We start from the raw sequence: 18,342 nt of genomic DNA on the forward strand, positions 1-18,342 counted from the left end.
ACTTGGCTCTTTATTCGGTTTGGTGGTCACAGCAACAGTGAAACACCCGATCCCTTCCCGAACTCGGCCGTTAAGCACGTTCGCGCCAATGGTACTGCGTCTCAAGACGTGGGAGAGTAGGTCACCGCCAAACCTAATAAAGAGCCAATAATCTCTCAATCGATGAAATCAAATATAGTCGACCCTGGCGCGGGATGGAGCAGCCCGGTAGCTCGTCAGGCTCATAACCTGAAGGTCGTAGGTTCAAATCCTACTCCCGCAACCAAGGTCGAACAACTAAATACCCATATAATATCAACGATATAGCCGCCCATAGGGCGGCTTTCTGCGTTTGGGGGGGACGGATGCAGAGGGGGCGGAGCCAGCGCCATTCCCTGTCCGACAAGCACCTCAACTTGCCGTAGCTGCGTGACAATTTCCTCTGGCTTAGATCGCTTGTTTCGCATCGTGCATCCTCTGTTTTCCAAGCATAGCCGCGGACCACTTCAGTGGGGGCACATCAAAGCGGAGTTCGGATGGCCCTAGCTCAGATGCGATGCCCGAACTCTTCCAGTGTGGCTGTCTTCAGAAACTGGGCATCATAGGTCCGCACGGCTCTCTCCAGGCCAAGCATTCCCCCGCTTATTTCCCAATAAGTGACGCTGGTGATGATTGTAATCCATCGGATTTTCCCGGCCTTCCTCGTCACAGATCATTTAATCGGCGAGGGCAAGGGGACGTACAGAGGGCCTCGGCATGACCAGAATACCGTTCGCCACAAGAAGCACACGAGGCCAAGACTGTTCTGAAACAGGAGGTGCCCCAAGAGACGTGGCCTTGGCGACGGCGAGATGGCGCGGTTCATCTCTCGGTGCTCCTGCAGCTCATTCCCTCACCGGTTGCCCTGATCGGTCGTGCCAACAGCCGTTCGCACGGCCACGCGGGTGCCTTGGACCATCCGGGGGCGCGGATGGCTGGTCGTCGTGCTTTCAGATCCCCATTCCGCCACGCGGAATGGGCGGGATGCGCAGCGGAGATTATTACGATCTGCTTCAAAATCAGAAAACCAGAAAATCAAATATGAAGCGGAATGCTAGGTGCTGGGGCTGGTGGTCTGTCCTCTGCGGTGATGTGAAGGTAAAGTATAATGAATGTTAACAGTAGGTTGAGTGGAGTTGAGGCCTCCAGAGCAAGGCGTGCAGACAATAGCCCAAATTTTGGTGATCGTATTCTGCAAACGGCCCATGCGGTTGCGGCCGCAGGGCCGCTTTCTCTTGCGGAACTCGACGTGCTTCTGGCGATACCGCGTGTCAGCATTTGGCGGGCGCTTCAGACCTTGGTTCGAGTCGGATGGGTCAGGCAGGTACACGGAACCAATGAGTATGAGCTCACGGAGAATGCCAGCAACCCATTCACGAACGCCCACGTCGCTTACAAAGAAGCGAATGAATATGGACCGTTTTTGTCCGCCATCAAAGGCTGCAAAGGCATGTATGCCGCAGTGGGTTTGCTGCTCGATCATGGAGACTTCCGCATCGCCGAAAGCACGCACGTATCCTATACCGCTGACAATGCCGCTCTTCTGATCGATAGCGATCTTGGGCTCGCAGCGTTGATAGCGTGTCTCTCGCACGAGATAGACCAACATCTTTCTCAATATGCGGTGTCAGAGCAGGCATCTCGGGAAGAGCGCTTGGCTATCCAAAATGGCGATGCCGCCGAACTCCTGCAAATGCATGCGAATTCTGGTCTGATAAAATCCTATGACACCCTTCATTTTGCGCTGCCCGTTCGGTTTTCGACGGGCCGTTCGGGAAGTCTTGAGATTGGTGTCTGGCGCGACAGCAGGGCGGCCCGAAACACCTTCGACGCGCTTCTGACGAACGCGGAGCGCATCGTGGCTGGCCGAGCCGGCAAACCCAAAGTTCCGTTCGATATGAAAACTGTGCTCACGGAAGTTGTCCGTGAGCATCGACGAGTTGCGGGGTGATAGCCGCGGCACTGGCGTGGGGAGCATTTTCTTTGCTCCTGGAGGCAGATGACAGGTGAGAGCTTGCGCTGTGATTGGCAGCGCGACCAACAACACAAAGGTAGAATGATGAGTGCAATTGAATTTTCAGAAAATGGCACCGCAGTGATGTTTTGCAGCCATATCTTATCCGGCGGACGGATGACCAAATACAAGGGTGAGGTGGCAAGCTGTGCGCCAGCCCTTGTGAGGCCGTCGGTCGTCTTTCCACGGCTTTTCAGCGCGCCTACCGTTTCCGCGCTGGCGCTGGCCGCGGGTCTTTCCGTCGCGCCTGTACTTTTGCCCTCCGAGATCACTGGCGGAGCGGGGGCGGCATGGGCGGCGTGCAGCCCTTCCAACGCGGGCACTGCTGGGGATGACATAATACTTTGCGATGCGGCCAATGATCCAGGGGGAGCCAATGTCAGTGGCTTTACCGGCAATGATACCATCACGCTCGATGGCATGGTGACAGTGGGGAACATCTCCGGAGGGGACGGTGTCGACACGATCAATCTGCTCAGTGGCACGGTGATCAATCGCGTCGTCTGGGGGAATGGTGATGAAAGCCAGATCCTCGACCTCACCAATGTGACGCTGGCTGGTGATCTCCGTTTCGGCGGCGGCTCCGACAACTTTACACTCGTGGCCGGTTCAGTGGGCTCCAATGTTTTTCTCGGAGACCTCGAGAATTTTGGCACGGGCGTTGATGATGTATTCACCCTGGACGGTGGGCATGTGGCTTGGGAAATCTCGGGCGATCAGGACCGGGACACGATCAACATCTATAGCGGCTCGGTGGGAAGGCGGATCAAGGGATATGATGGAGATGACGTGATCAACTGGTCAGGCGGTACGATCGGTATTGGCGTTTACGGCGATGGCGACTGGTACGATGGGCTAGATTGGTTCCCGACTTACGGCTCCGATACGGTTACGGTCTCGGCCTCTGAGTATGACGGTACACAAATGCTCGATGGTGGCGATGACGCGTATACGAGCGATGGTTACAGCGACACGCTGAACCTGAACGGCCTGACAGTGAGCGCCAATGGCACCTATATCGTCAACTGGGAGGTGGCCAATCTCGATGCGACGGCACTGACCATCTCCGATGGTCTCTGGGACGTTGGCATTGATGGCGCCACAGGCTCTGGCGTATTCCTGACCAATGGCTCGGAGCTTGAGGCACTCGACGCGCTGACGCTCAATGGCAATCTGCAGATTGATGGCACCTCTCAATTTACCGGCACCGGTGCGGGCGCAGGCGTTTACAATATCAATGGCACCGTTCTCAATAGCGGTACGATCACGACTTATGACGGTGTGACTGGCGATGTGCTGACGATCAGTGGCGATTATTCCGGCGATGGGCAATTGCTGTTCGATGCCGACCTTGCCTCTGGCACTGGCGATGCGTTGGTGATTGACGGGGATGTGACAGGTGGAACGACGACCATTATGGTCAATGATGTGACGAGCGGGCCAATCTCGGGCAATGATGTGGTTCTGGTCGATGTCACTGGCGCAACGGCGGAGGGCGACTTCGTGCTGGCCGGCGGACCGCTGACGGTCGGTGCTTATGATTACGACCTGATCTATCAGCCGGGGACCTTCGTGTTGGCCGGGTCTCTGAACAGCATTGGCGCGATGTATGAGGCGGCGCCGTTGATCCTGGCGGGTTTCAATCGCTTGCCGACGCTGGAACAGCGTGTGGGGGAACGCGAACTGACCGGATCAGATACGGCATCAGGGAGCTGGATCCGGTTCTATGGCGACAGCAGCGACATGGCCACCAACTCCGGCAGCAACATCTCCGACCATCGCTGGGGCCTGCAGGCTGGCTGGGATGAGCGTCTGGAGCCCAGTGAAACCGGCCAGTGGGTCATCGGGGTGACGGCACAGTACGGCACTCAAAACGCCAGCGTGTCCATGGCGTCCGGTGCCGGCAAGGTCAGCTCCAGTAACTATGGGATAGGGGCAACGGCAACCTGGTATGGGAATGATGGCCTCTATGCTGACCTTCAGGGGCAAGTGTCATGGATCAGCAGCGACTTCTCCTCCTCCTCGGTCGGGGTGCTTGCGACGGGCGAAAGGGCGAATGCCTATGCCGCCAGCATTGAAACCGGGTACCGCTTCGCCTTGGATCAGAGCCGGGCTTTGGTGCCGCAGGCGCAAATGAGCCAGGGGTATGTCGGGGGCGCGGCCTTCACCGACAGCCAGGGTAACGCGATTGATCTCGGGTCCAGTTCCGGCCTCACCGGTCGCCTCGGCCTCGCCTATGAATACGAACGCTCAGACGATGCGGCAGGTGGCCACGCGAAGCTCTATGCGATTGGCAATCTCCTGCATGATTTTTCCGAGGGGAGTACCGTACAGGTTGCCGGCCTCGATCTGAACGAGGGGACGGCGCGGAATTGGGGAGAAGTTGGCATTGGCACCTCCTTCGCCTCGGACGAGAATACGATGTTCTATGGGGAAGCCTCATACCGAACCGCATTGGACGGGCCCGACGGGACAAATAACGGGTTCTCTGCAACCGCAGGTCTGCGCATCAACTGGTAGGAGGTAACGCCTGGGCAGTTCCGCGGCGGTCGACGGGTGTTCTCGCCGTAGATCTCCTACAGTGCCGGAATTGCCCGGGTGATCATGGCGGACTTGTCGCCGTAGGGGCCCGCCATTTTTTAGGGGGGCGATCGCTCATTGCAGTCTTTCAGTTGAGCGCTGAGGCTGATGCGCGCAACTGCCCAAAAGACCGTCTGGATTTTCTGGCGTCACCGCGACCGAAATCACGCGCCCCTTTTGCTTCCCTAGTAGCCAAGCCTCTCGGGCAGCCAGGTGACGACACCGGGCACCAGCATGCACAGCAGCAACACGGCGTACATTGCGGCGATGAACGGCCAGCTCTCGCGCACCAACTCGCCCATCCTGACTCCGGTGATGCCGGTGACGACGAAAAGCACTACACCGACCGGCGGGGTCAGCATACCGATCACCAGGTTCAGCACGAAGATGAAGCCGAAATGCAGCGGGTCGATGCCGTATTGCAGGGCGATCGGATGAAACAGCGGCACCAGCATGATGTAGGCGGCATTGGATTCGAGGAACATGCCGACCACCAGAAGCATCAGCGAGATCAGGCAGAGAAACAGCAACGGGCTGTCTGTGATGTCCTGCATCAATGCGGCGAGTTTCATCGGCAGCATGTCGATGGTGAACAGAAAGGTGACGGTCGAGGCAAAGGCGATCATCGCCCCGACCAGCGCCGAGGTCTTCGCCGCGGTCAATAGCGCCTCGGGCAGGTCTGAAAGCCTCAGTTTCCGGGTTACGAAAAAGCCCAGGAACAGTGCATAACAGACGCCGATGGCGGCGCCTTCGGTCGGGGTGAAGGCGCCGATCACGATGCCGCCGATGACCACCACCGGCATCAGGAAGACCAGAAGCGAGCGGCGGGTTTCGCGCAGCACATTGGCGATGGAAAATTCGGTGCCGGCGAGCGGATAATCGCGTTTCCAGGCGATGAACCAGCACAGGGCCATGAGGGCGGCGAACAGGATCAGACCGGGCACGACACCGGCCATGAACATGCCGCCGACCGAGACGCTGGAACCGGCCATGAAGGCATAGACGATCATCGCACCAGAGGGCGGGATGATCGGGCCGAGATTGGCGGCGGCGGCAACGATGCCGGTCGAAAACCCGAGCCCGTATTGCTTTTTCAGCGAGGGCACGAGGGTCGAGGACAGGGCGGAAGCATCCGCCACTGCGGCGCCGGAGACCGAGGCAAGACCCGCGCCGGAGATGATCGCAACCTGTGCCAACCCGCCGCGCACGCGACCGATGAAAGCGTTGGCGAAGCCGATGAGCCGGTCCATGATCCCGCCCTTGAGCATCAACTCGCCCGCGACCATGAACAGCGGGATCGACATGAGCGGAAAAGAGTTGACCGAATTCATCAGCCGCGGCGGCAGGACCGCCAGGTCAAACCCCGACATCCAAAGCCCCGCCAGCGCGGAAACCCCGAGGGAAAAAGCCAGAGGCATTCCGAAAAAGGCGAGGACGAGAAAGGTGATGATAACAAAGAGACTCATGACACGGCCTCGATTGGATGTCGGGGCACCGGCTTCAGCGCGCTCTGTAGCAAGTGCAACGCTGAATGCGCGGATGCGAGGATGACGGGAATAAAGAAGACGCTTGAAGTCATATTGATCGCGCCGAGGCGTTCGGACCATGTGGCGGCGGCGACCTCGATCGAGGTCCAGAACACGACCAGCATCATTGCAGCGGCCAGTAGGTTCATCAGCCGGGCGATGAGGTCGCGCGTCCTGACCGGAAGCCTGTCGACAAGGAGCGTGATCCCGACATGGCTGCCGTCGCGAACACCCAGAGGGATGGCCAGAAAGGTGGTCCAGACAAAGGCGATCCGCGAGACTTCATCAGCCCAGTCGAAAGAGCCGTTGAACACGTAGCGCATCACCACCTGGGCCGAGACGACAATGATCATCGTCGCGGCGCCGAGCATGACGATGAGACGCGTGCCCTTGTCGGCACGCGTCAGGATCGCGGTCAGGAGCCGATCAGCCGGCATAGGCTTACATGCCGAGCTTGGCGGTCTCTGCGTCGAGCAGCTCCACCAGCGCCGGGTCGAGGCGGGCCTTGGTTTCGGCGGCGACACCAGCGGTCTGGCTGCGCAGGGCCTTGGCCAGTTCCGGCGAGACCTCGGTATAGGTCATGCCCTTGGCTTCAAGCTGTGACAAGCCGGCGGCGTCTTGCTCAGCGGCCAGCTCGCGCTGATAGGCGATCGCGGTCGCCATGGCCTCGTTCACCATCGCCTGGGTGTCGGCGTCGAGCCCATCGAACCATTTCTTGTTGCTGATCACCGAGATGAAATCAAAGAAATGACCGGTGTTGGAGACGTATTTTTGCACCTCGGCATAGCCCGCGACATTGATGATCGCGAAAGGGTTTTCCTGACCGTCGATCACGCCCTGTTCGAGCGCGGAATAGAGCTCTTTGACGTCCATCGCCACCGGGTTGGCGCCCAGAGCGCGGAAGGTGGCGAGATGGGTCTCGTTCGGCTGCAGGCGGATTTTCAGCCCGGCGATGTCCTCGACGCTCTCGATCGGGCGGGTGTTATTGGTGAGCTGGCGAAAGCCCAACTCCATATAGCCCATCGAGGTCATGCCCTCATCGGCCAGTTTGGTATCGAGCGCCGCGCCCACGGGACCGTCGACAATGGCAAAGGCCTCTTCGCGGCTGCCGAACTGGAACGGCAAGCCGATGGCTTCGAGCTCGGGCACGGTGCGGGTGAGATAGGCGGTGCCGACCCACATCAACTCGATGGCGCCGATCTTGACCGCCTGCACGTTTTCCGCCGCACCGCCGAGCTGCTGCGCCGGGAAGATGTCAACGTCGATCTCACCGCCGGAGAGGCGTTCGAGCTCTTCTTCGAATTTCACCATGGCGAGCGAGGAGGAATGTTCGGTCGCGAAATTGCCGGCGACGCGGATGGTTTCCTTGGCCTCTGCCGTGACGGCGGAGAGGGCGAGCACGGAAGTGGCGAGGAGGGGGAGGAAGCGTTTCATGAGTTACTCCAGTGTGTCAGATGTTTTGTGTTTCGAGAGGGAGGGAATTGGACGCAAAAACTTGGATCGTGCGGGCGCGGATGACCGAGGCGATCTCCGCCAGGGTGGTGACATGTTCTTCGACCGGATCGGCATGGAGCCGGGCCTCGAAACGGGCAAACAGCGTGTCGAGATCCGGCACGCGGTGCAGCGCAATGATGAACGGATAGCCGAAGCGGCTCCGATAGGTGGCATTAAGCCGGGAGAGCCGGGCATGGCTGCGGGGATCGAGCGACAACAGGCCCAGACGGCCCTGTTCCCCGGTTGAGGCTTCGGTCATCGAGCCTTCGATGGCTTCACGCCCGGCCAGCTCAGGGTGGGCACGAAACATCGCGGTGCGGCGGGGGGCGGGAGCGGCGAGCAGCGCCTCGACCAGAGCCAAGGCCAGTGTCATGTCATCCGCGAAGGGGCGTTGATCCACGACCGCTTCGGCGACCCAGTCCGAACGCTCGGCCATCGGCGCGATCATCCGCAGGGCAGCGTCGCGTGGCGCGGCGTTCATCTCTGTCAGAAAGGCGGAACTCGTCTGTGTCATATGCGTTGGTCTCTTTTGCTGTTGAGTAAAGTTAGGCGTAACTCTCCATTCCAATCCATGATATTGTGGGCAATTGATCGTACTAATTATTAGGATGCATAATGTCGCTTCATCTGGTGCCGCGCGGATTGCAGTATGTCGAGGCCGTGGCCGAACATGGCTCGATTCAGGCCGCATCGCGGGCCATTGGCATCGCCGCTTCGGCCATCGATCGACAGATCAAGCTGCTGGAGGATCGCCTTGGCGTGCAGCTTTTCGATCGGATCACCACGGGCATGACGCTGACCCCGGTCGGCGAGATGATGGTGCTCCTGTCGCGTCGCTGGCAGGCCGATGAGAACCGGATTTGGTCCGATGTGAAGCAGATGCAGGGGCTCGATGTCGGCCATTTTCGTCTGGTCGCGATGGACAGTTTGATGAACGGCATCGTGCCGGATTTCCTGACCCGGATTTCCGACCGCTATCCGCGCGTCCGGGTCGATGTCGATGTCGCAACGCCGGATGATGCGGTAACGGCGCTGACCGAAGGGCGTTCAGACATTGCGATCGCCTTCAACCTGCGGCCGCAGCGCGATATCCATGTGATCTGGAGCACGCCGCTGCCGCTGCATTGCGTCGCGGCCCCGGATCATCCGCTGGCGGCGAGGCGCGAGGTGACGTTGAGCGAGGTGAACAGCCATGCCATTGTGGTGCAGAGCCGGGCTTTGGCGATCCGGCGCATGCTCGAGGCGCGGCACAGCTGGATCTTTTCCGAAGGCCCGCCGCCGGTGGTGACCAATTCGCTACAGCTTCTGAAACATCTGGTGGTGGCAGGGCGGCATGTCGCGCTGACCTCCGTGCTCGATGTGGCGCCGGAGCTGCTCGACGGGCGTTTGGTGGCCCTGCCGGTGAAAGGCCAGAAGATCGTGCCGCAAAGCATCAGCATCGCGATCAGCGCGCAACGGGTTCTGCCCCGGGTTGCCGGCATGCTGGCGCAGGATCTGTCCGAAGCCATGCAGGCGATGCTCGCCGAGGTCGAGGCGGCGATGGCGCAGCACTGAGTGCGCCCTTGCAAGCCGTCATCTTTCTATTGCCCTCGGTTCGGCTATGGGAAATGCTATGCCAAATTGAGCGATGAGCAGATGATGACCGACGAAACCGGGCCACAGATCGAGGATACAGCACCGAGCGAACCCACCGCGATTGCGCAATGGGTCGCCGATGTGCTGCGCGACCGGATCGTCAAGGGCAGCTATCCTCCAGGCGCGCGTCTGGTGGAGCGCAAGATCTCCGCCGAGCTCGCGGTGTCGCGCACGCCGGTGCGCGAGGCGATCAAGCTGCTCGATGCAGACGGGTTGATCGGCATTTCCCGCAACAAGGGGGCGCAGGTTCTGCAATTCGGGCCGGAAGAGGCGCGCGAGATCTTCGATGTCATCGCCGTGCTGGAAAGCCTGGCGGCGGAGCGGTTCGCCGAAGCGCTCACTCCGGCCCGGCTCGAAACACTCGAAGAGCTGCATGACCGGATGATGGTCTTTCACAAGATCGGCAGCCACACGGATTATTTCGATACCAATTCGGAAATCCACGATTTCATCATCGCGCATTGCGGCAATCCGATCGTGATCGAGACCCATAAACGGCTGATGGCACGGGCGCGGCGGGGCAGGTTCCTCGCCATCATGCGACCCGAGCGTTTGACCGAAGCGGTGTCCGAACACGAGGCGTTGATGGCGGCGCTGCGTCAGGGGGATACCGGGGCGGTGGCGCAGATCTGGCGCGCCCATCTTTTGCATACCGGCGCAACGCTTGCGGATGTGCTCGCCGAGTCCGAACCAGCCTAAACACGCATCCGACCTTCATTCTTGCGATTCGCGCCGGCGCGTCCCGCCGGGATTGCACGCCAGAGCACAGAGATTGGGTGAGGCGTCGCTGTCCTTTTGAAAAAATGGAATGCCATTTTGGTTTTTGTGACGCTTATGAAAGCGGCGCGAGCGCGATAATTCTGCCTGTTTTTTGGATATGACATAAATTATTCCGAATATTTCGAGAAATAGCCTCGAAAGACCGCCTGTCTCTGCGCCATCTAAAATGGCATTCCATTTTTCTGGTGCGGATCTGTTCCGGGCCAGAAGAGCGAAAGAGACAGAAAGAAACCCGTATGCGTCTTCTCCTTGTGAACCCGAACATGACGGTTGCGATGACCGACAAGATGGCCGCCATCGCCCGCAAGATCGCCGGCAGTCGGGCCGAGATCGTGCCGCTGACCGCCCAACGCGGTTTCCCCTATATCGCCTCGCGCGCCGAGGCGCAGATCGCGGGCGGCATCGCGCTCGAGATGATCGCTGAGAACCTTGACGGCATCGATGCGGTGGTGATCGCGGCCTTTGGCGATCCCGGGTTGGCTGGCGCGCGCGAGTTGTTCGATCTGCCGGTCGTCGGCATGGCCGAAGCTGCGGTGATGACCGCCGCCATGCTGGGCGAGCGCTTCTCGGTCGTGACCTTTTCGCCCTTGATGACGCCCTGGTATTCCGATTGCGTCGAGGACACCGGACTGGCCTCTCGCTTCACCGGGGTTTGCACGCCAGAGACGCGTGCGGTGGATGTCACGCGGGTTGTTACCGACTTGCGTGGCGATCTGGTCGATCTGGCCAATCAGGCGGTGCGCGAAGACGGGGCCGATGTGGTCATTCTGGGCGGCGCGCCGCTCGCCGGGCTGGCGCCAGAGATCGCGGACGACGTTCCGGCGATCGTCATCGACCCGATTTCGGCCGCCGTAGCACAGGCGATGACGCTTGCTTCGCTTCAGGTGCAATTTGCCGGACGGACTTGCAAACCCGCTGCGAAATCCTCAGTCGGATTGTCGCCGGCGCTGGCGGAGATCATCGCCACGGAGACTGTGCAATGAGCCCAGTGTGTTTCGACACGATCATCCGGGGCGCGCGCGTGGTGACCCCTGCCGGTGTGGCGCGCTGCGAAATCGGCATTTCCGGCGGGCGCATCGCGGCGCTCGGCCTGTCGCTCGGCGAAGCCACCGAGATCATCGAGGCCGAGGGGCTCATCGCTATGCCGGGCGGCATCGACAGCCATGTGCATATTTCCCAGCCCTCGGGGCCGGGCATCGAGATGGCCGATGATTTCGGCTCCGCCACTCGGGCGGCGGTGGCCGGGGGCAATACCACTGTGCTGCCGTTCTGCTTGCCGGAAGACGGCCAGAGCCTGCGCGTGGCGGTGGCGGAATATCATGCCAAGGCGGCGGGCAACTGCCATTGCGATGTGTCCTTTCACCTGATCGTCAAGGCGACCGATCCGGTCACGCTGGGTCAGGATCTGCCCGCGCTGATCGCGGCGGGGCATACGAGCTTCAAGGTCTTCATGACCTATCAGGGGCTGGCGCTTTCGGATCGCGAAATCCTCGAGGTGATGTCCGTGGCGAAAGAGCAGGGCGCTCTGGTGATGGTGCATGCCGAGAACGAAGATGCGATCGAATTCCTCCGCGACAAGGCGGAGCGCGAGGGCCAGACAGACCCGCTGTTTCACGCCCGGACGCGCCCTGTGCCGGTCGAACGCGAGGCCACCCATCGTGCCATCACCCTGGCCGAGATCGCCGATGTGCCGCTGACCATCGTCCATGTGTCGAATGGTGAGAGCCTCGAGGAAATCCGGCGCAGCCGGGCACGTGGCGCCAAGGTCTTTGCCGAGACCTGCCCGCAATACATCACCCTGACGGCGGCGGATCTCGACCGCGCCGGGTTCGAAGGGGCGAAATACGTCTGTTCGCCGCCGCCGCGGGCAGCCTCCGATTGGGAGGCGATCTGGTCCGGCATCTGCAATGGCGATTTCGAACTGTTCTCGTCGGACCATTGCCCGTTCCGTTTCGCAGATCCGGCGGGCAAGGATGCACCGGGCGCGCGCACGAGCTTTCGCAACATCCCGAACGGCATTCCCGGGGTCGAAACCCGTCTGCCGATCCTGTTCTCCGAAGGGGTGAGCAAGGGACGGATCTCGCTCGAACGTTTCGCGGCGATCACCGCAACCAATCACGCGCGGCTTTACGGTCTCAAGACCAAAGGCGCGATCATGGTCGGGATGGACGCCGATATCGTGCTCTGGGACCCGGAGATGACCCGGGAGATCCGTCAGGACGATCTGCATCACGGCTCGGATTATACGCCCTGGGAAGGCTTCACTGTCACCGGCTGGCCGGTACGTACCATCCTGCGCGGAGAGACGGTGATGCACGAGGGCGATGTGTCGGGTGTGCCGACAGGCGCCCATATCGCGCGCAGCGCCCCCGAGGTCCTGCTATGAGCTTCTCTGTGACCGCCCCCCTGATCGATGGCGCCCGCGTCGGCATGTTGACGCCCTCGTCGAACACTGCGCTCGAACCCTATACGGCGGCGATGTTCGCGCCTTTCGGCGATGAGGCCTCGGCGCATTTCGGACGGTTCCGGGTGGTGGAAATCTCCATGTCGGAAGCCTCGCAGACCCAGTTTCAGAATGCGCCGATTCTGGAGGCAGCCGAGCGTCTGGCCGAGGCACATCCGCGTCTCATCGCCTGGAACGGCACCTCGGCCTCCTGGCTCGGGCTCGACAAGGACCGCGCGCTCTGTGCCGAGATCGAACACGTCACCGGCGTGCCCGCCACCTCGACGATGCTGGCCTATGATCGGATCTTCAAAGGCATGCAGGTCAAGCGTCTCGGCCTCGTCACGCCCTACATCGGTGAGATACAGACCCGGATCATCGCCAATTACGCGGCGCAGGGGGTCGAGACCGTTGCCGAGGCGCGGCTCGAGGACAAGGGCAATTATTCCTTCGCGACCTATCCGCCCGAACAGGTGGGCGCGATGATCGAACAGGTGGCTGCCGCAAAGCCCGACGCCATCGCCATCGTCTGTACCAATTTCCGTGGCGCCCCCGTGGCGCAACGGATCGAAGCGGAAACGGGCATTCCCGTGCTCGATTCCATTGCCGTCACGGCGGCACATTGCATGCGTGAAATGGGGCTCGATCCCGCGCGCGTGACCGGCTGGGGCTCCGTGTTTCAGCGGTTTTCCGACCTTCCCTAATCCAGAACCTTCACACCCAAAGGGCCGATCAGAGCCTGACCCCAACAGAGAGGATTGACTATGACTGTCACCAAAACCATCACCGCGGCCCTGGCCGCAGCGACGCTCCTGAGCGGTGCGGCCAGTGCCGAGAGCCTGCGCGTCATGGGGCAACCCGTGGCCACCGGACTGATCCAGAAGAACATCGAACAGCCGTTTTTCGAGAATTTCGCCGCCGAAACCGGGCTTGATTTTTCCGCCGATTATCAGCCGGTCGATGTCACCGGGATCAAGGACACCGAACAGCTCCGCATTCTCAAGGACGGCTTGTTCGACATCATCTCGCTGCGCCTGTCTCAGGTCTCGCGCGATGAGCCGACCATTCTGGGGCTCGACCTCGTCGGTCTGAACCCGGATTACGCCACCGGCGCCGCCACCGCCGAGAAATTCGCCCCGGTTGTCGATGCGGCGCTGCAGGAGAAATTCAATACAAAACTGTTGGGCGTCTGGCCTTTTGGTCCACAGGTGCTGTTCTGTGAGCCGGAGATTGCCTCGCTCGCTGATCTCAAGGGGCTGAAGGTGCGGGTCTATGACCAGAACCTCGCGAATTTTGTTTCGCTCGTCGGCGGCACGCCGGTGCCGATCTCCTTCCCGGAAGTGCAGCAATCCCTGGCGCGTGGCGTTGTCGACTGTGCCATCACAGGCCCGTCCTCGGCCAATTCCGCCGGCTGGCCGGAAGTCAGCAAATACATGATGCCGATCGCTTTCCAGCTGGCGATGAACGGCTATGGCATCAATCTCGACACCTGGAACAAGCTGTCGCCGGAAGATCAGGACAAGCTTCAGGCCGCCTTCGACAAGTTGTCGGCGGATATCTGGTCCTATTCCGAGGAGCTGTTTGTCGATGCCGTGTCCTGCAACACCGGTGGCGATACCTGTGAGACCGGTACGAAATACGATCTGACGCTGGTTGAACCGTCCAAGGCCGATGTCACCCTGATCGGGACCGCCGTGACCGAGGTCTCCTTCCCGGCGTGGAAAGAGGCCTGTGACGCGGTGGACGAAGGCTGTTCCGCCTCCTGGCTCGAAACCGTTGGCACCGCTTACGATTTCTGATTGCGAGAAAACCCGCCGCGCCCGTTCGAACCGGGCGCGGCTTTCCCAGCCGGACAGGAGAGACAGATGGACCGGATCGCCCAGTGGATTTCGCGCCTTTTCGGCGTGGCTTTGCTTTTCTTGTCGGGCTTCGTGGCGCTCGAGACGCTCCTGCGCAAACTGTTCAACACCTCGCTTCAGGGCGCCGATGAGCTGGGCGGCTATGTCCTCGCTTTCGGGGCGTCAGCGGCTTTCGTGGTGGCGCTCATCGACCGGGCGCATGTCCGGATCGATGTGGTGCATCAGCGGTTCCCGTTGCGGCTTCAGGCCTGGATCGATTTCGCTGCGGTCCTGTCCCTGGGCCTGCTCGGGCTGTTTTTCCTCTATGTCGGCTGGTTCGTGATCGAGGACACAATCGCCTATAAATCTACCGCCGCGACACCCTGGCGCACGCCGCTGATCTACCCGCAGGCGGCCTGGTATGCCGGGTTGGCGCTTTTCGCGCTCTGTTCCTTCTGGCTGTCGCTGCGCGCACTGCGCCTTGTGCTGGCCGGGCGCATCCATGAGGTGATCCACGCATTCAATCCCAAAACCGCGGAAGAGGAACTGGCCGAGGAACTCGACCAGCTCTCGGGCCGCTGAGCATAAAGGGCAGAGCCATGAGCATTGTCGATATTCTTGTCGGTTTCACCGTGATGATGGGGTTGCTGCTCATCGGGCTTCCGGTGGCCGTGGTCATGGTCGCGCTGGGCGTTCTGGGGGGCATGATCCTCTACGGGCCGGTGTTGCTCAAATCCATGGGGCCGGTGCTCTGGGGCGTTTCCAACGAGAACGTGCTGACCGCGATCCCGCTGTTCATCCTTCTGGGCGAGCTGTTGCTGCGCTCGGGGCTGGCGGATCGCATGTATGGTGCGCTGGCGCTGTGGCTCGGGCGGCTGCCGGGCGGGCTGTTGCACACCAATATCGGCGCCTGCTCGCTGTTTGCCGCGACCTCCGGCTCCTCGGTGGCGACGGCGGCGACCGTGGGCACCGTGGCCCTGCCGGCGCTGGGCGAGCGTGGCTATGCGCCGGCGCGCTCGCTGGGCTCTCTGGCCGCCGGAGGCACGCTCGGCATCCTGATTCCACCCTCGGTGAACCTGTTGATCTATGGCTCACTCGCCTCTGTTTCGGTCGGGCAGCTGTTCATGGCGGGAATCTTGCCGGGCATCCTGCTCACCCTGCTGTTCATGGCTTTCGTCATTATTGAGAGCCTTTATCGCCGGTCCAAAGGCCTGCCCGACGCCTCCAAGGTCGAAGTGAAACTGCCGCTCGGTGATCGGCTGCGCGCGCTCATCCATCTCGTGCCTGCGGCGGTGGTCTTTGCCATCGTCATGGGCTCGATCTATCTCGGCATCGCCACCCCGACCGAGAGCGCGGCGCTGGCCGTCATCGTGGCGCTGGTTTTCGTCTGGCGCGAAGGGCGGTTGAGCTTTGCCTTTCTCGACACTTGCTTTCGCCAGACCGCCAAGACCACGGGGATGATCCTGCTGATCATCGCGGCGGCCTTCACCCTCAATGTCACGCTGGCGCTTGGCGGCATCACCGGGGTGATTTCCAACTGGGTGGCGGGCCTCGGGCTTGGCCCCACGGGGCTCTTGCTGGCGCTGATGGTCTTTTATGTCGTCTTGGGCATGTTCATGGACGTGCTGTCGATGCAGGTGCTGACAATTCCGATCGTCGTGCCGATCATCATGGCCGCCGGGATCGATCCGGTCTGGTTTGGCATCTTCGTCGTGTTGATGAGCGAGCTGGGGATGATCACCCCGCCGGTCGGGATGAACCTTTACGTGGTGCAGGGCGTGCGCACCGATGGCGGTCCGTTTTCCGATGTGGTGCGCGGCGCGGTGCCCTATGCAGTTCTGATGTTGCTTTTCACCCTGTTGCTGATCGCCGTGCCGGGGATCGCGACATGGCTGCCGGAAAGCGTCATGCGATGATCTGGCAGGCCGATTGCACCGCGCTCCTCGATCGGTTCGCGAGCGGCGAGAGCAACCCAAGCGCGCTTGTCGAGGTCCTGTTGGCGCGGATCGCGGCTCTTGATCCGGTGTTGAATGCCTATTCGGCGCTCTCGGACACCCTGCGCGCCGAAGCGGAGGCGGCCACGAAGCGCTGGGCGCTCGGCGCACCCGCGGGGCCGCTCGACGGTCTGCCGCTCATTTTCAAGGACAATCTCGTCAGTGCCGGACTGCCCGCCGCCTGGGGCAATGCGACCTTGGCGAAACGTGTTGCGGCCCATGATGAGCGCCCGGTCGCGGCACTGCGGGACAGGGGCGCCTTGGTGATCGGAAAGGGCAATACGCCCGAATTCGCGGTCGAGGGTTATACCGACAATCTCACCTTTGGGGTGACGCGCAACCCGTTCGATCCGGCCCTGACTCCGGGCGGCTCTTCCGGCGGTGTGGTCGTGGCGATCGCCACCGGGCTTGCGCCTGCAGGACTTGGTACCGATGGCGGCGGTTCGATCCGTCGCCCGTCCGGTTACACCGGGTTGGTCGGCCTCAAGCCCGGCATCGGCCATGTGCCGCGCGGCGGCGGGCTGGCGCAGGTGCTTCTCGACTTCGAAGTCGTGGGTCCCATCGCGCGCTCGATCCGCGACTTGCGGTTGCTCGACGCCGCGTTGACCGGTCGGAGCTGCGCAGGGCACTCCCAGAAGCCTGCACGCATCCTCGCCATCGCGACCCTGGAGGAGGCGCCTTGCGATCCGGAGATCCGCGCGGCTTTCGCACAGACCGTGCGGGCCTTGCGGGTCGAAGGGCATGAGGTAGAGGAAGCTCCGCTGCCCTACGACCTCTCCGCCCTCAATGCCGGCTGGACCAGGATCGCGGAGATCGGTCTGGCGCGATATTTTCGCGACGACCCGGAGGTTGCCCGAACGGCCGCGCCGAAATACCGCGACATGGCCGCGCGCGGGGCGGAGGTCTCGGCCACGGAGCTCTATGCCATTCTCGATGCGATCTATGCGCTGCGCCATGCCGCCATCGATCTCTGGGGCTATGACGCTATCCTGATGCCGAGTTCGGCCGCGCAGCCCTGGGCCGCCGGCGAGAGCCATCCGCCGGTGATCGACGGACATATGGTCGGGCCGCGCGGCCATGCGGTCTATACCGGCTGGGTGAATGCGGCAGGGCTTCCTGCCGTGGCCTTCCCGGCGTCCCGGGAACAGGGGCTGCCGATTGGCATGCAACTCATCGGCCCGGCAGGCGCCGAGCGGCGGTTGCTCGATCTGGTCGAGCCCATGGTGGCACCATTCCGCTGGCCGGAGTTTGCCTTCACGTCAGGCTGAGCGTGACGCGACCGAGCCCCTCGATTTCGCCCTCGATCTCCGTACCCGGCCCGAAATAGGGCAGGCCACAGATCGAGCCGGTGATGACGACCTGTCCGACTTGTAAGCCGCCGCAATGCGTGCCGAGATGCGCCACCAGAAGGGCGAGATTGGCCAGTGCGGAGCCGCCCGGCACCGTGGTCTCGCCATCAAGCACCGGGGCGCCGTTTGCCAGAAGCCGGGCGTTCAATGTGCCAAAATCCGACCCGTCCCAACCGGGCAGATCGTTGCCTTTGACCAGCCCGGCATTGATCTGGAAATCCGCGAATTTGTAATCGGGGTCCTCCGCCAGGACGCCTTCGATCCGGGTGCCGACGAGTTCCAGCACGACGCAGGGTCGGAAATAGTTTTGGATATCTTCCGGCAGGTCGCCGCCGGGCAGGGGTCGCAGAAGTTCGAATCCGACTTCCAGCTCGATCCCGAGCCGGTCCCGAACGGCGCGGCTGCCATGGTTTGCCACGCGGTAACGCGCGGGGATCGGAGCGAGGATCGGCGGACCGTCGGGCTGACGTCCCACCTTGAACCCGGCGACATCGCCCAGGGGCGCCATGACCTCTGACTGAATGTCGAGAATGTCGCTGCGCGACAAGGCGCGCTCCTTCGGGATGAAACGAGATCCGGTCTCGTGAGCCCGGAGAAACTCTGTGCTCAGGTTTTGAGGATTGATCATTGTTCATCTCCAAGAGGCATGTGAATTCCTATCTGGTACCTCA

The 18,342-nt window shown here is 61.6% G+C and carries 16 protein-coding genes, 1 tRNA gene and 1 rRNA gene; 13 read left to right on the top strand and 5 right to left on the bottom strand.

Annotated elements, in window-relative coordinates; translation table 11 throughout:
• Window positions 1-18: 18 nt before the first annotated feature.
• From rrf to BM151_RS12905, 4 genes are all read left to right on the top strand, one after another.
• Window positions 19-133 (top strand): 5S ribosomal RNA (gene rrf, locus BM151_RS12890).
• A 55-nt stretch (window positions 134-188) separates the two neighbouring features.
• A tRNA-Met gene (locus BM151_RS12895) sits at window positions 189-265 on the top strand.
• Between the two features lie 861 nt (window positions 266-1,126).
• Window positions 1,127-1,969, top strand: a complete 843-nt coding sequence (locus tag BM151_RS12900) for a helix-turn-helix domain-containing protein (protein ID WP_090061154.1) — start codon at window positions 1,127-1,129, stop codon at window positions 1,967-1,969.
• A gap of 108 nt (window positions 1,970-2,077) precedes the next feature.
• Window positions 2,078-4,552 carry an autotransporter family protein gene (locus BM151_RS12905; protein WP_177213136.1) on the top strand — a complete coding sequence of 825 codons (2,475 nt, stop codon included), beginning with the start codon at window positions 2,078-2,080 and terminating at the stop codon, window positions 4,550-4,552.
• 245 nt (window positions 4,553-4,797) lie between these two features.
• Here BM151_RS12905 and BM151_RS12910 read toward each other — a convergent pair whose 3' ends face one another.
• The 4 genes from BM151_RS12910 to uraD are packed head-to-tail and all read right to left on the bottom strand — an operon-like array spanning window position 4,798 to window position 8,146.
• Window positions 4,798-6,078, bottom strand: coding sequence for a TRAP transporter large permease (locus tag BM151_RS12910; RefSeq protein WP_090061156.1), 1,281 nt, complete (start codon window positions 6,076-6,078; stop codon window positions 4,798-4,800).
• Complete coding sequence (locus BM151_RS12915; protein ID WP_090061157.1) at window positions 6,075-6,575, bottom strand: TRAP transporter small permease; 501 nt, start codon at window positions 6,573-6,575, stop codon at window positions 6,075-6,077. Before BM151_RS12915 ends, BM151_RS12910 begins: the two co-directional genes overlap by 4 nt.
• A gap of 4 nt (window positions 6,576-6,579) precedes the next feature.
• Window positions 6,580-7,572: a TRAP transporter substrate-binding protein gene (locus BM151_RS12920; protein ID WP_090061158.1), complete on the bottom strand. Its 993-nt coding sequence runs from the start codon at window positions 7,570-7,572 to the stop codon at window positions 6,580-6,582.
• 16 nt (window positions 7,573-7,588) lie between these two features.
• Entirely contained in the window at window positions 7,589-8,146 is a 558-nt protein-coding gene (gene uraD / locus BM151_RS12925; protein ID WP_177213137.1) for a 2-oxo-4-hydroxy-4-carboxy-5-ureidoimidazoline decarboxylase, read from the bottom strand.
• Window positions 8,147-8,247: 101 nt separating this feature from the next.
• Here uraD and BM151_RS12930 point away from each other — a divergent pair, with 101 nt between their 5' ends.
• The 9 genes from BM151_RS12930 (at window position 8,248) to BM151_RS12970 (ending at window position 17,590) form a co-directional block, all read left to right on the top strand.
• Window positions 8,248-9,186: a LysR family transcriptional regulator gene (locus BM151_RS12930; protein ID WP_090061159.1), complete on the top strand. Its 939-nt coding sequence runs from the start codon at window positions 8,248-8,250 to the stop codon at window positions 9,184-9,186.
• An 84-nt stretch (window positions 9,187-9,270) separates the two neighbouring features.
• Entirely contained in the window at window positions 9,271-9,966 is a 696-nt protein-coding gene (locus tag BM151_RS12935; RefSeq protein ID WP_090061436.1) for a GntR family transcriptional regulator, read from the top strand.
• 317 nt (window positions 9,967-10,283) lie between these two features.
• Entirely contained in the window at window positions 10,284-11,030 is a 747-nt protein-coding gene (locus BM151_RS12940; RefSeq protein ID WP_090061160.1) for an aspartate/glutamate racemase family protein, read from the top strand.
• Window positions 11,027-12,433 carry a dihydropyrimidinase gene (gene hydA / locus BM151_RS12945; RefSeq protein ID WP_425429553.1) on the top strand — a complete coding sequence of 469 codons (1,407 nt, stop codon included), beginning with the start codon at window positions 11,027-11,029 and terminating at the stop codon, window positions 12,431-12,433. The genes BM151_RS12940 and hydA overlap by 4 nt, the downstream gene beginning before the upstream one ends.
• Window positions 12,430-13,194, top strand: a complete 765-nt coding sequence (locus BM151_RS12950; RefSeq protein WP_090061161.1) for a maleate cis-trans isomerase family protein — start codon at window positions 12,430-12,432, stop codon at window positions 13,192-13,194. The genes hydA and BM151_RS12950 overlap by 4 nt, the downstream gene beginning before the upstream one ends.
• A 60-nt stretch (window positions 13,195-13,254) precedes the next feature.
• Window positions 13,255-14,289, top strand: a complete 1,035-nt coding sequence (locus BM151_RS12955) for a TRAP transporter substrate-binding protein (protein ID WP_090061162.1) — start codon at window positions 13,255-13,257, stop codon at window positions 14,287-14,289.
• Window positions 14,290-14,355: 66 nt separating this feature from the next.
• A complete protein-coding gene (locus tag BM151_RS12960) occupies window positions 14,356-14,910 on the top strand; it encodes a TRAP transporter small permease subunit (protein WP_090061163.1) in 555 nt (184 codons plus the stop codon).
• A gap of 17 nt (window positions 14,911-14,927) precedes the next feature.
• The gene (locus BM151_RS12965) at window positions 14,928-16,244 is read left to right on the top strand and encodes a TRAP transporter large permease (RefSeq protein WP_090061164.1); all 1,317 of its coding nucleotides are present in this window, start codon (window positions 14,928-14,930) and stop codon (window positions 16,242-16,244) included.
• Window positions 16,217-17,590, top strand: coding sequence for an amidase (locus tag BM151_RS12970; protein WP_245781206.1), 1,374 nt, complete (start codon window positions 16,217-16,219; stop codon window positions 17,588-17,590). The genes BM151_RS12965 and BM151_RS12970 overlap by 28 nt, the downstream gene beginning before the upstream one ends.
• Here the strand turns inward: BM151_RS12970 and BM151_RS12975 are convergent.
• Window positions 17,577-18,218 carry a hydratase gene (locus BM151_RS12975; protein WP_143093100.1) on the bottom strand — a complete coding sequence of 214 codons (642 nt, stop codon included), beginning with the start codon at window positions 18,216-18,218 and terminating at the stop codon, window positions 17,577-17,579. The two genes, BM151_RS12970 and BM151_RS12975, sit on opposite strands and share 14 nt — an antisense overlap.
• Window positions 18,219-18,342 lie beyond the last annotated feature (124 nt).

Source organism: Celeribacter neptunius (assembly GCF_900113955.1).
Classification (GTDB): Bacteria; Pseudomonadota; Alphaproteobacteria; order Rhodobacterales; family Rhodobacteraceae; genus Celeribacter; species Celeribacter neptunius.